The organism is Paenibacillus hodogayensis (genome assembly GCF_039536325.1).
GTDB classification, from domain to species: Bacteria; Bacillota; Bacilli; order Paenibacillales; family NBRC-103111; genus Paenibacillus_AB; species Paenibacillus_AB hodogayensis.
The window spans coordinates 48,555-60,645 of sequence record NZ_BAAAYO010000013.1; the positions used below are offsets into that span (position 1 = coordinate 48,555).

Annotated in this window: 14 protein-coding genes; 8 read left to right on the plus strand and 6 right to left on the minus strand. The window is 58.4% G+C overall.

Annotated features, from left to right (window positions below; all coding sequences use genetic code 11):
• Window positions 1-27: 27 nt before the first annotated feature.
• The 6 genes from ABD796_RS26375 (at window position 28) to ABD796_RS26400 (ending at window position 5,899) form a co-directional block, all read left to right on the plus strand.
• Window positions 28-483: a DinB family protein gene (locus ABD796_RS26375; RefSeq protein WP_344913770.1), complete on the plus strand. Its 456-nt coding sequence runs from the start codon at window positions 28-30 to the stop codon at window positions 481-483.
• Window positions 484-585: 102 nt separating this feature from the next.
• Window positions 586-912, plus strand: a complete 327-nt coding sequence (locus ABD796_RS26380) for an antibiotic biosynthesis monooxygenase (protein WP_344913773.1) — start codon at window positions 586-588, stop codon at window positions 910-912.
• 149 nt (window positions 913-1,061) lie between these two features.
• Window positions 1,062-2,060: an ABC transporter substrate-binding protein gene (locus ABD796_RS26385; RefSeq protein WP_344913776.1), complete on the plus strand. Its 999-nt coding sequence runs from the start codon at window positions 1,062-1,064 to the stop codon at window positions 2,058-2,060.
• Window positions 2,057-3,124, plus strand: coding sequence for a FecCD family ABC transporter permease (locus ABD796_RS26390; protein WP_344913779.1), 1,068 nt, complete (start codon window positions 2,057-2,059; stop codon window positions 3,122-3,124). Before ABD796_RS26385 ends, ABD796_RS26390 begins: the two co-directional genes overlap by 4 nt.
• Window positions 3,121-4,152, plus strand: a complete 1,032-nt coding sequence (locus ABD796_RS26395; protein ID WP_344913781.1) for a FecCD family ABC transporter permease — start codon at window positions 3,121-3,123, stop codon at window positions 4,150-4,152. The genes ABD796_RS26390 and ABD796_RS26395 overlap by 4 nt, the downstream gene beginning before the upstream one ends.
• Before the next feature lie 193 nt (window positions 4,153-4,345).
• On the plus strand, window positions 4,346-5,899 hold the full coding sequence (locus ABD796_RS26400; protein ID WP_344913784.1) for an MDR family MFS transporter: 1,554 nt from the start codon (window positions 4,346-4,348) through the stop codon (window positions 5,897-5,899).
• Window positions 5,900-5,976: 77 nt separating this feature from the next.
• Here ABD796_RS26400 and ABD796_RS26405 read toward each other — a convergent pair whose 3' ends face one another.
• On the minus strand, window positions 5,977-6,399 hold the full coding sequence (locus tag ABD796_RS26405; RefSeq protein ID WP_344913786.1) for a DUF6157 family protein: 423 nt from the start codon (window positions 6,397-6,399) through the stop codon (window positions 5,977-5,979).
• Window positions 6,400-6,792 carry a VOC family protein gene (locus ABD796_RS26410; protein WP_344913789.1) on the minus strand — a complete coding sequence of 131 codons (393 nt, stop codon included), beginning with the start codon at window positions 6,790-6,792 and terminating at the stop codon, window positions 6,400-6,402. It lies immediately after the preceding gene.
• Window positions 6,793-7,009: 217 nt separating this feature from the next.
• Between ABD796_RS26410 and ABD796_RS26415 the strand changes: the two genes are divergently transcribed.
• A complete protein-coding gene (locus ABD796_RS26415; RefSeq protein ID WP_344913792.1) occupies window positions 7,010-8,653 on the plus strand; it encodes a hypothetical protein in 1,644 nt (547 codons plus the stop codon).
• 134 nt (window positions 8,654-8,787) lie between these two features.
• Here the strand turns inward: ABD796_RS26415 and ABD796_RS26420 are convergent, their stop codons facing one another.
• From ABD796_RS26420 to ABD796_RS26435, 4 genes are all read right to left on the minus strand, one after another.
• Window positions 8,788-9,225 (minus strand): DUF350 domain-containing protein, encoded by a 438-nt coding sequence (locus ABD796_RS26420; protein WP_344913795.1) that lies wholly within the window; start codon window positions 9,223-9,225, stop codon window positions 8,788-8,790.
• A gap of 15 nt (window positions 9,226-9,240) precedes the next feature.
• On the minus strand, window positions 9,241-10,509 hold the full coding sequence (locus ABD796_RS26425) for a glutathionylspermidine synthase family protein (protein ID WP_344913797.1): 1,269 nt from the start codon (window positions 10,507-10,509) through the stop codon (window positions 9,241-9,243).
• A 97-nt stretch (window positions 10,510-10,606) separates the two neighbouring features.
• Window positions 10,607-10,921, minus strand: a complete 315-nt coding sequence (locus tag ABD796_RS26430; protein ID WP_344913801.1) for a hypothetical protein — start codon at window positions 10,919-10,921, stop codon at window positions 10,607-10,609.
• A gap of 35 nt (window positions 10,922-10,956) precedes the next feature.
• A complete protein-coding gene (locus ABD796_RS26435) occupies window positions 10,957-11,406 on the minus strand; it encodes a hypothetical protein (RefSeq protein WP_344913804.1) in 450 nt (149 codons plus the stop codon).
• Between the two features lie 128 nt (window positions 11,407-11,534).
• Here ABD796_RS26435 and ABD796_RS26440 point away from each other — a divergent pair, with 128 nt between their 5' ends.
• Window positions 11,535-12,023, plus strand: coding sequence for a GNAT family N-acetyltransferase (locus ABD796_RS26440; protein ID WP_344913807.1), 489 nt, complete (start codon window positions 11,535-11,537; stop codon window positions 12,021-12,023).
• The last annotated feature ends 68 nt before the right edge of the window (window positions 12,024-12,091 follow it).

Consider the following 12,091-nt stretch of genomic DNA (forward strand, 5'->3'; position numbering starts at 1 on the left):
AAGAGGACCGATAGAAGTGATATACCGATGGAAGCAGCGTTAAAGGAGCTGCGTCGCTTTACAGCATTCGTGGAGGAAGCCGGCCGGCGAGCCGCGGATAGCTGGTACAACCCGATCTTGCCCGGCAAATGGTCGATCCATGAAATCGTCGGCCATATTTGGCTATGGGATACGTACGCTCTGGAGCAGATGATTCCCGAAATGACGCAAGGAGCCGTGCTGCAAATGGCCAACCGGCAATCGATTAACCGCAATGCCGAACTGTTCTCCCTCCGTATTCAAAAAGCCGAGATGATCGATCATTTTGCCGCCACGAGGAACGAGCTTGCCGAAGCCTGTTCTTTCGTTCACGAGAGCGGCATTAGCTTTTTTATTGGAGCCCGGCGCCTTCAGATGGAGTCTTACATCCGCGAATACGTAGTGGAGCACGACCGGCATCATGAAGCCCAGATCGAAGCTTTCCTGCTCCGCCATAAACCTTAACGGATAAGCCAACCTCCTTTGACAATGATTATTGTTATCATTTAGAATGAAGAGGAAATGTCTCACTGGCTTTGAGATTCGTTTGGATACAGGAGGGCGCATATGCTTATTCAAACAAGAACGATCGTGGTTGCGAAAGGACATGCCGAGCAGGTCGTGGAACGGTTCAGCCGGGAGAGCCCTGTCCACGGGATGGAAGGCTTGATCGACTTTACCGTCATGGTCAACCGGGGCAAAAAGGAAGAGACGGACGAGGTGATGATCTTGATCCGCTGGGAGTCCGAACAGGCGTGGAAAAACTGGGAGAAGAGCGATGCCCATATCCAAGGCCATCGGAACAGCCGCGGACAGCCGAAGCCGGACTATCTGATCAGCACGACCGTCAACATGTTCGATGTCAAAACCGTCATAGACGGGCCCCGTCAGTAACGCGAATCGCTGCTGCACGGAAGCGCCGCCCACCAGGGAAACCGGAGGCGGCGTTTTTTTTATGTCCATTGACGGATGAAAATATTGCCATTATAATGATAATGATAAAGATTATCATTATCATTATAGAAAAGAGAGGGTTCGTTTTCATGCGTTCATTCCACAAATTTGTGCCTGGCTTTATGATGGCTCTGGCCGTTCTGCTGCTCCTCAGCGCTTGCAGCGGCGGCAATAGCGCCGCCCCGACAGCTGCAAAACCCGATTCGTCATCCGGGACTTCATCCCCCGCAGCCCCCGAGGCGAAGAAACGGACCGTCGCCCATACGATGGGCCAAACGGAAGTGCCCGCTGCGCCTGCCCGCGTCGTCGCTTTGACGCCGCATCTGACCGATCATCTGATCACCTTGGGCATCAAGCCGGTGGGCGCCGTCGTACGCGAAGCCGGCGACTTCGAGCCTTACATCACTCCCCAACTAAGCGGCACCGAATCCGTCGGGCAATCGGCCGCTCCGAGTCTGGAGAAAATCTTGCAGTTGAAGCCCGATCTGATTCTCGGGGAAGAAAAGAACCATTCCAAACCCTACGACGCCCTGAGCAAAATGGCTCCGACTCTGATCTTCTCCACCAAGGATATGGAAGGAGATTGGCGCAAGGTGTTTCTCGACGTCGGCGAAGCCGTAGGGAAAACCGATCTGGCCAAGCAGAAGCTTCAGGAGTTTGACAACAAGACCAAGGTGCTGAAGGATAAGCTTGCCGCCAAAATGGGCGACCAAACCGTCGTTTTCTTCAAAGTAACGGATAAGGATACCCGGATTCTCGGCAACAAGAGTCCGCTCGGCAAAATCGCCTACGAGCAGCTCGGCCTCAAATATCCGGCCGGCTTGGCCGACGAGGACAACGAAATCAAAATCGCGCTGGAGAAACTGCCGGAAATTAACCCGGACCATATTTTCCTGCTCGATATCAACGTTCCCGACTACGTGGATAAAATGAACGCGACCATTCAGACTCCACTCTGGAAAAGCTTGAAAGCTGTTCAAAACAAACATATGTATATGAAGCCGATCCGCGGCACGAAAACCGGCTTCGGCTTGACGCTATACAATCTGTTCGTGGACGAAGTCAATAAGGAACTGCTGGGCGGATGAGCGGCGCCGCGCATCCCTCAAAACCGAGCGGCGGTCCCGCCGCCATTTCCGAGAAAAGAAGGCTCCGTCCTTCTTTTCTTCTTTTGCTGTCCGGCACGGCAATTGCGGCGGGTCTCGCGCTATCCGTCACTACGGGCGCGGCCGATATCCGACTGGACACTGCGCTGAACGCCCTGCTGCACTACGACGAAAACCAGGTGCAGCACTATACCGTGATGTCGGTCCGTCTGCCGCGCGCTCTTACTGCCGTTCTCGTCGGCGCCTGCTTCGGCATATCGGGCGCGATGATGCAGGGCATGACCCGCAACCCGCTGGCCAGCCCGAGTCTGATGGGCGTATCCGCCGGAGCGGGCTTCGCGCTCGTCATCGCCATGGCGCTGTTCCCCGGGCTTTCGTATCAACGGATGATCTTCGTCTCCCTGCTCGGGGCCGCGTTCGGCACGCTGATCGTCTATGCCGCCGGCACGATCTCTTCCTCCCTTGCCTCGGGAGCCAACGCGCACGTTCGGCTGGCGCTTGCCGGCGCCGCCGTCAGCGCCATGCTGCATGCCCTGTCCGAGGGCATCCAAATTTACTACGGCATCGCGCAGGAGGTCATGTACTGGTATGCGGCCGGAATCGCCGGGGTGAAATGGGAGGACGTGCGCGCCATACTGCCGTGGACGGTCGCCGGGGTCCTCTCCGCCCTGATGCTGTCCCGCAGCATCACGCTGCTTAGCCTCGGCGACGAAGTGGCGGCCGGACTGGGCCAGCGGCTGAAACGAGTAAAGCTGCTCGGCTCGCTCACCGTCTTTATGCTGACGGGCGCTGCTGTCGCCGTGGCCGGGCCGATTGGCTTCATCGGACTCGTGATCCCGCACCTGACGCGGTTTCTGATCGGCGTCGATTACCGTTACGTCATCCCCTGCTCCGGCATGCTTGGCGGGGCGCTGCTCGTGACGGCCGACACGATCGCCAGACTCGTCAATCCTCCGCAGGAGACGCCGGTCGGCATCCTTACGGCGTTGATCGGGGTTCCGTTCTTCCTGTACTTGGCCCGCAAAGAAAGGAACGGCGGCACATGAAAAGCGCAGCGACCATCAGCCGCCGCCGGCGGGCAAGCTCCTTCGGCAAGCTTGCCTATTTTACGCTGCTGCTCGTTCTCTTGATCGCGGCCGTTCTGATCAGTCTGAATACGGGACTGCTGCGCATCGGGCCCGCCGAAACGGTCCGTACGCTGTTCGGCATGGGGACGGGCGACAGTTCGATCGTGCTGCTGCATATCCGGCTGCCCCGCATCGCCATCGCCATCCTCGTCGGAGCCGCTTTCGCCGCTTCCGGAGCGATCATGCAGGGCGTATCGCAAAACGGTCTCGCCGACCCCGGCATTCTCGGCATCAATGCGGGCGCGGGCCTCGCCGTCGTGGCCTACATCGCCTTCGGATACGGCAAAATCCAATACGCACCGGTCTACATGCTTCCCCTGATGGCGTTTACGGGGGCGGCCGCGGCCGCGACGCTCGTCTTCGCCTTGTCCTACCGCAAGGGGAGAATCGCCCCGCTGCGGCTCGCGCTGGTCGGCATTGCCGTCGGCTCCGGCATCAGCGCACTGATGCTGTTTTTGACCTACCGCATGAACGCCTACAATTACGATTTCGTCAAAATATGGATGACGGGCAGCATCTGGGGCACGAACTGGACGTACGTGCTCGTCGCCTTCGTCTGGATTGCCGCCCTGCTCCCCTTCGCGATCTACAAAGCGAACCGGCTCAATCTGCTGGATCTTGGAGACGAGCTGGCCGTCGGTCTGGGAGTGAGCGTCCAGCGGGAGCGCGTGCTGTTCATGGCGATTGCCGCCGGACTGGCCGGTACGGCCGTAGCCGTAGCCGGGAGCATCGGCTTCGTCGGACTGATCGCTCCCCATCTGGCTCGCAGGACGATCGGCCTTCAGTACCGGCTGCTGCTGCCGGCCTCCGCCCTGCTCGGCGCCGCGCTCGTCGTGACCGCCGATACGATCGGCCGGGTGCTCGTACAACCGTTGGAGATTCCCGTCGGCGTCGTGGTGGCGGCCGTCGGCGCCCCGTACTTTCTTTATTTGTTGACGCGAAAATAAGAACAGGACTGCGTACTGCCGTTGGAGCGGCCGGCGCAGTCCTGTTCATTTTACGATGCGAAAAGCGGCTCGGAAACGCTGCGAAAATTTGCCCGAAGGCGTTTCGGACCACTGACACAGACTGTCAGGGAAGGGGGCTATACTGAAAACAGGAAAGACATCAAACCAAGGGTCAAGGAGAGGAATGAAACTCATGCGTACAGCAACAAACAAAACCGGCGTCGTCCTGGCAGGCCTTCTGCTTGCCATCCTGATGGCTTCTATGGACAACACCATCGTCGCCACCGCTATGGGCACGATCGTCGGAGAGCTCGGCGGGCTCGATAAATTCGTCTGGGTTACATCGGCCTATATGGTCGCGGAAATGGCCGGCATGCCGATATTCGGCAAGCTGTCCGATATGTACGGACGCAAACGGTTTTTTATTTTTGGCATCGTGGTATTTATTCTGGGCTCCATGCTATGCGGAACGGCGACCTCGATCGTCCAGCTCAGCATTTACCGGGCAGTTCAAGGAATCGGCGGCGGCGCGCTCGTCCCGATCGCCTTCGCGATCATGTTCGACGTCGTCGCTCCGGAAAATCGCGGGAAGCTGGGCGGGCTGTTCGGCGCCGTATTCGGCATGTCGAGCATTTTCGGACCGCTGCTGGGCGCTTATCTGACCGACTACCTGCATTGGGAATGGATCTTTTACATCAATCTGCCGCTCGGTCTTCTGTCCTTTGTCCTGATCTTCGGGTACTACAAGGAATCGCCGGTTCACGCCAGACAACGCATCGATTGGGGCGGAGCCGCGACGCTCATCGGAGCGACCGTCTGTCTCATGTTCGCGTTAGAGCTCGGCGGCAAACAGTATGCATGGGGCTCCCTGCCGATCATCGGCTTATTCGCGGGCTTCGCCATGCTGGCCGTTCTGTTCGTGCTCGCCGAAACGCGGGCCGAAGAGCCGATCATCTCGTTCCGCATGTTCCGCAGCCGGCTGTATGCCGCCAGCAATGCGATCGGCATGCTGAGCGGAGCGGCATTCGTCACCGCATCCGTCTACATTCCGATCTTCATGCAGGGAGTGCTCGGCGGTAGCGCAGTGAATTCCGGACTGGTGCTGCTGCCGATGATGCTCGCCTCGGTCATCACCGCTACCGTCGGAGGCTTTCTTATTGCCAAAATCCCGTACCGTACTGTAATGATTCCGACGCTGCTGCTGCTTGTGGTCGGGCTGGCCATGCTGACGACGCTGTCTGCAGCCTCATCGAGACTGGAAGTAACGATCTATATGATTATGGTCGGGCTGGGCATCGGCGCTTCGTTCTCCGTTCTCAGCAACGCCGTCATTCACGGCTTCCCGGCCAGCCAACGGGGCGCCGCCAGCTCCACGTTCAACTTCCTTCGTTCGCTCGGCATGGCGCTCGGCATTACGATCTGCGGCATCATCCAAAGCCATTCCATGACGAGCCGGCTCACGGACGCTTTTGCCGGAAACGGCGGGCCCTCCGAAGGAGGAATTGCCTTTAGCGATCCCCATGCGCTGTTGGACCCGGCCACACGAGGGCAAATCCCCAGCTCCTTGCTGGAGACCATTACGGGCGGACTGTCCGGTTCCATCGCTTTCACCTTTCTGTGCAGCCTGCTGCCTGCCGTTCTGGCCGTCGTTGCCGCGATTATGATGAGCAAGGAAAAGCTCGCTCCCGTCGCGGCCCCCTCCGCACCCGACGGGGAATCGGAGCCCTATGCGGCGTCGCACGGATGAAGCACGAGCAGACCCCGTCACCCGATTCAAACAAAAGCCTCCATCCCCACTCCTTAAGTGGGTTTGGAGGCTTTTACTTATCGGCTGTTCCGCATAGCGGCCAGCAGCTTCAGCTCGCCCTGCCGGCCTTCGACGAAGCTGCGGTACTGCTCCGAATCGGCAGGTACGAGCGCGACTTTGCCGGCTTCGTTGAAATGCAGTCCCCAACCGAACTTCTTGGGCAGCATCGACGCCCTCATGCATGCATGCGACTTCTGAAAAAACTCGTCACGAATCTGCGTCCCTTTCGCTTCCAGTTCCTCCGGCGATATCCCTTTATGACGGACATGAACCTCGAACATCAGCTCCTCCTGGGAATATCCGTACGGATGTGCGGAAACCAGCTCGTATTCGATGCCCGCTTTCGTCTTCCCGTCCTTCTTGTCCGGCGGTACCGTACCTTCCTCCGCCGGACAATCCGGCGCTAACGTAATAAAGGTATTGTAGTAGTTCCACTCCATTCAAGGTCCCTCCCATTCATAATTGGAAATCTCCAACAAGTTGAGGTCCGGATCGCGGACGTAAATCGACAAGATCGGCCCGGCCGCTCCGGTCCGGACGACAGGCCCTTCCTCGATCGCAACGCCGCAGCGCTCCAGATGCTCCGCCACCTCGCGGAGAGGAATATCGGTCACCAGGCACAGATCGGCGGATCCGGGCACCGGCCGGTGCGCTTTCGGCTCGAATTCGCCGCCGTGCGGGTGCAGGTTGATTTTTTGCCGGCCGAACTGGAGCGCCTTCCTTCCGTTGCCGAATGTCGCGACTTCCATACCCAGTACCCGGTTATAAAATCGGCACGTTTCGTCCACATCGGCGACAGTTAGCACCATATGGTCAATTCCGGTTATTCTCAATCTTTCATCCGCTCCTTACTCGCAGCAGATTCCGTTCCCTAAGCTCGTCCCGAATCTGGCTTGTGTGCTTTCTTAGTGGCGCTATTGTTATTTTAACATAACAGGCAGGCCATGCAGGCTACTACGGCATCGATTGCGGCTGCTTGTTCGGGGTTAACTAAACCGACAACCGTTTGCTTACGTCCAACTAGTATAGTATAAATTGGGAGTGATTTCCATGAAAGCAACGCGACTTGCAGCCGCTGCTACGCTATGCGTTCTGGCCCTGGGATGCCAGTCTTCTCTCGCACCGGCAGGGAGTGCCGCGACATCGCTGCCTGAATATTCGGAGGGAACCTCCATCGCCCGAGCGGTCTCCCTCCTTCCCGCGGATGCCGGTCCGGATACGAAAGACGTACCGCTGCCGCTATCCTGGGAGACCTACCCGACTACAGGGGATGTCCGCGTGCTGAAAGAAGGGTTTGAACAGGCGGAACGCATCGTAAAGGAAGTCGTTCTATATGCCGCCGGCCAAGCCAAGGAAATAAAAGTCGTCATCTACGCGCATAAGACGGACCCGGACTATCTCCATGCGGCTCTGATCCGTGACGGCATCACCTACGACATTGGAACGGTAGCCGGCTATCGCTATGACCAAGACGACAATTTGATCGTCAGGAACATCATGCTGTTCCGCAAGCAGGTCATCCAAATACAGGGCATGGTCGGCGCGGCTGCCTCGATGACGCGTTACATCGATGTGGAGGACGGGATTCCGAAGCCGCTGCTGCTTGTGGAGGACGGGCATGCCGTACAAATTGACGTCGATCACGACGGTCTGCCCGAAGTGACGGCCAGTTCGGGAACGATCCCTTACACCACCATTTACCGTTGGAAGGACGGTCATATCGAACGGTCCAGGCTTAATGACGCCTTGCAGGCCGAAGCAGTCCGTATAACCGACGAGGGAGCGATAGAGGCGTCATTCGGCACCGATTTGTCTCAAGTGCGCCTGTACTGGTTGAAGGAGAACCATCTATCCCAATTTGCTTCATATTCAAGCGAAGAATACTATTCCGATCGGTTCGTCACGATTCCGTACACTCCCGAAGAGGCATTGCAGATTCGCAACCAGGCGGACGCCTTGCGCATCTTCGAGCCGCTCGTGCCGCGCAAAGGCATCGCGACCGACTACGGGGTGGACGTGCGGGAAGAGCCGAACGGAGTTCTAAAGATGACTTTCCCCCACTTCTCCATTTATCAGTCCAAAACGGACTTGAAGCCGCCGGAAGTCGATCCCGCTTCCGGAACCAAACATTTCTTTCCGGGCTTCTCCGCACAATGGATCGGACCGGATGAAGGCGGGGGCGGGTGGTATTTACAGCGGGGATCGACGTTTATTTCCATCAGCACGGCTAAGCCGTACAATGCGGACCAGTTGCTGTTCGTTGCCGCTTCGCTTGTACCGCTGGAGGAGCTTAAGCTGCCCGACGGCACGGCAACAAACACGGCGCTGCCGGTTACGCGGGATTACTTGTTCGCTCTGCAGGCGGCCAACGAATTTGCAACGGCCTGGACTCATCGCGATCCGGAAAATGGCCTGAGATGGGTGAGCGATGCGTGGAAGGCCGTAAAAGAACCGCTGGAAGCGGACGCTTATTTCCGCGGCACTTCCAACCCGCATCATATGGCCTTCGAATTGAGCGGAAAGCGAAAACCCGATGAGCGCACCTTTCTGTTCGACATCCATCTCTACGAATATTACACGGGGCAGCCCGACTACGTTCACGGTTTTCCGTTCGACCGTCGCGGTTGGACGCTGGAGGTGATCAAGGAGGGCACCAATGAGTGGGGCGAAGGCATCTGGCGGGTGAATCCATAGCCCAAGTTGTGTGTATTCGGAAAGGCCCGACCTCTTGCCGAGCAAGGGATTGGGCCTTCCATGGATAACGTTTGAGGTTTGACTTTGTACCAGGCTGTTGCTGCATGTCCCGCATATGCGGGGCCGGATCGTTCTCAATAGCTAATCAGCGCCGCCATCAGCAGTCCCGTGGCCACGCTGAGCCGGGAGGAGAAGATGCCTACGCTCACGTTGCCGTTCGGGATTTCCGATACGACGCGGAACGGGGTTACAAGCTCGAACAGATAGAAGACAGCCACTTGAAAAATAATGCCCAAAATGCCCCACATCGCCAAATCGAGCAACGATACGGAATGAAACACCGCCGATGCCAGCACGATTGCCAGCCCGATGATTTTGCCGCCCAAGTCGTGGGCCGCCGCCTTCGCCGCATTGACCTTCCGCGGGTCGGACGTGTCCGCCCCTTCGCGGATCAGCTTATATTCGTTATACGGCGTCGTAATCATGAAGGCCAACAAACCGAACGCCAGAATCGGCAGCGTCACGCCCAAATACGACAAAAAACTTAATAGATTGGATACTTGCTCATTCATCTTACCCTCTCCCCGCTAACGCCTTTTCGTTGCGCCAACCCGTCCCGCCGGCCCTAATCCGACCGGAACGTAGCAAGCCATATTGCCGGTAATGCGTCCGCCGGCGCGGGCCACGATTGCCGAGGCGCGACCGCCGATCCAGAACGAGCCCCACAGCAGCCTTGCTTCGAGCTCTCCCCCGGCATGGGAGATCGTGACCGCCGGAAGCTCCGCCCGTCGCTGGTACACCATCGGCTGCTCCCAGTACAGCTCTTCCGTATCGCTTTCCAGACAGGTCCCGTCCGCTTCATACAGCGTCACGCCCCCGCCCTCCCGGCCGAGAATCGGCTTCGTGACATAGCCTTCCTTTCCGGCAAACCGGTTCTCCAAATAGGTGGGCAGCATGTACGTCCGGATCGTCTCCCGTTCCTCATCGGTATAAAACTCCCCCGCCTCGTACAGCTCCCAGATCAGCGCCTGCAGCGCCTTGGTCTGGGCAATTAGCGCCGACGGCGGGTTCAGCACGGCCAGCTTGCGCTGAGCCATCAACCGCAGCGCATGGGCCCCGGTCGGGTAACCGTCGGCATCGCGATCCTCCGCCAGTTTCTCCAGCGCGTGCAGCCGGTACAGCAGATCGATCGGCTCATGCTCGCCGTCCCGGAGCACGCACAGCCGTTCCCCATATACGCGCAAATCGGCAAGCGGCGCGAACGTCGCCGCGGGCAGCCCCGACTGACTCAGCAAATACCGGGTCGTCCCGGCGTCCTCCTCGTGCCAGTCCAGCGAGCTGAATACGGTGGAATCGGTGCGGAAGCCGCTGCGACGATACATCTCCGCCGCCTCCCGGAACGCCTCCCCGATATGGGCGGCCATTCCCGCGTTCGGGTCATCCGACCCGTATTCGGCGCAAATGCGCCCGTTTACGTGGAAGGCCTCCACGATGCCTGTAGGCGTATCGGCGTTGAATTCGAGCATCTTCAGCCCGCTCCCGGTCCAGGCAAAATCGAACCGACCGATCACCGTGGGCAGCCGGTCGGAAACCGCAATACGCACGGCCTGCCACGTCTCGGGCGGCAGCCCGAGCTCGGCAAGCAGCTCCTCGCCGCCTTGGCGGACTACATCCGTCGTACGCACGATCAAAGCCCCGAGACGTTCGGTCGCTTCGGCGATTTCGCGCCGCTGTTCCAGGGTGATCGTCCACAAAGCGGCAAGCGCGTATTCCTCCCCGTACATGCGGTCCCATGTAAAGATCCCCTCTTCGCGCAGCGGCGCGTACAGCCGCTCTCTCCACGCTGCCTCCTTCACGATCCGAGCAGCCCCTTTCATGCAATCTTTCTTCGCGATAAGCCGGCCCGTTTCAAGAGAATACTCCGGGAAAAGAGGCCACCGTCTGTGCGCTGCGTCAACTGCTGCTCGATCCGGAGGAACTGCCGATACCGCCTTTGGAACCGGTCGATATGCCGGAGGAAGACTTGTACGAGCTTTCATGGGACGAATCGCTCACTCCGCTTCTTGTGTATACCCTACTGCCGTTTACATAATGATAGCTGCCGCCGCCGACCGAGCTGCCGTCGTCATCGCAATAGCCGTCGTTGTTGCGGTCCCAGCAATCCCGGGCCGAAACCGTTCGGCTGCTGCCGCATCCGGGCGCGGCGATCAGAGCCGCCGCCACGAACAAGCTGACCAGCTTGCGGGCTTTGCCGTTCTCCCCATCCACATCCGTTTCCTCCTATCCGCTCCTGCTGCCTGACCTTATACGGACGGTACAGCATAATAAACGTACACTTTGCGATCCTCATCCACTTCCGCGGACGTCTTCTCCCATTCCTGTCCGTTCCAATGCACATAATTGCTCTGCAAATGCAGCAGCGCGTCGTCATCGTCCTGAAATTGATACACGTGAATAACCGGGTAATGAGCCGTCCCCGCTTTATATTCCCTAAGCTCGATCCGGATTCCTCCCCGGTATCCGGACAGCTCCACGCCTCCTCCCGAAGCCTGCTCGTCCTCGGCGGTTTTGACATAAATGACGTAAGCCTTCGGCTCGATCGCGCACGAGGTTTTCTCATACACGACCCGGTCCTTCACCAGATAGTCGCAGGCGAAACGGAGCGAGATTTCGTCCTTATCGATAAAATCGTAATAATATAACAAAGGAAATCCGTTTTTCTCGTCTAACAGCCTGTACTCGAGTCTGGCCATCGAAGCAAGCCCTCCTGTTCGTTTCGTCAAAACTACCGATATATACGCGAGAAATCGAAAAATGGTTCCCATTTTCCGTAAACTTTTCGGTACAATGGGAATACAGGAGAAGGGGGCGTGTATGCGTTATGCCATTATCACAAACCGGATGGCGGTTTGTCCCGATGACGGAGGAGCACGGGAAGAGCATTTGCAAGTGGCGTTATCCGGAGCCCTACGACATCTTTAACTGGACCCCTTGGGAACAACTGAAGGAGCGCACGGAGGAGTTCGGCGATCCCGCGATCCGCAGGGAGCAGTTCGAAGCGGTGTTGGACGGGAGCGGCGAGCTGTGCGGATTCGCGCAGTTTTTCCCGCTGGCCGGCTGGACGCGCCTCGGTCTCGGCTTGAAGCCCGAGCTCTGCGGGCGGCGGCTCGGACCGTCGTTTACGAAAGCGATCGCGGAGAGGGCTCGTCAGCGCAAACCGCTCGACGGAATCGATCTCGAGGTGCTTACCTTCAACGTGCGAGCGATCCGCGCTTACGAGCAAGCGGGCTTCGCGATCCACGATACATACGTCCGCAACACCCCTACCGGACCGGCCGAGTTCCACTGCATGCAGCTCGAGCGAAGCTAACGTTAAGGAAGGACAGCGGAATCCGCCTACAACTATTCGATGCCGACCGGTTGCCCCGGCTAATTGTC

Excerpts from the sequence above, each read along its gene's own strand:
- ABD796_RS26375 (WP_344913770.1), top strand. The coding sequence starts at position 28 with ATGGAAGCAGCGTTAAAGGAGCTGCGTCGCTTTACAGCATTCGTGGAG.
- ABD796_RS26395 (WP_344913781.1), top strand. The coding sequence starts at position 3,121 with ATGAAAAGCGCAGCGACCATCAGCCGCCGCCGGCGGGCAAGCTCCTTC.
- ABD796_RS26400 (WP_344913784.1), top strand. The coding sequence starts at position 4,346 with ATGCGTACAGCAACAAACAAAACCGGCGTCGTCCTGGCAGGCCTTCTG.
- ABD796_RS26440 (WP_344913807.1), top strand. The coding sequence starts at position 11,535 with ATGCCATTATCACAAACCGGATGGCGGTTTGTCCCGATGACGGAGGAG.
- ABD796_RS26415 (WP_344913792.1), top strand. The coding sequence starts at position 7,010 with ATGAAAGCAACGCGACTTGCAGCCGCTGCTACGCTATGCGTTCTGGCC.
- ABD796_RS26385 (WP_344913776.1), top strand. The coding sequence starts at position 1,062 with ATGCGTTCATTCCACAAATTTGTGCCTGGCTTTATGATGGCTCTGGCC.
- ABD796_RS26390 (WP_344913779.1), top strand. The coding sequence starts at position 2,057 with ATGAGCGGCGCCGCGCATCCCTCAAAACCGAGCGGCGGTCCCGCCGCC.
- ABD796_RS26435 (WP_344913804.1), bottom strand. The coding sequence starts at position 11,406 with ATGGCCAGACTCGAGTACAGGCTGTTAGACGAGAAAAACGGATTTCCT.
- ABD796_RS26405 (WP_344913786.1), bottom strand. The coding sequence starts at position 6,399 with ATGGAGTGGAACTACTACAATACCTTTATTACGTTAGCGCCGGATTGT.
- ABD796_RS26380 (WP_344913773.1), top strand. The coding sequence starts at position 586 with ATGCTTATTCAAACAAGAACGATCGTGGTTGCGAAAGGACATGCCGAG.
- ABD796_RS26420 (WP_344913795.1), bottom strand. The coding sequence starts at position 9,225 with ATGAATGAGCAAGTATCCAATCTATTAAGTTTTTTGTCGTATTTGGGC.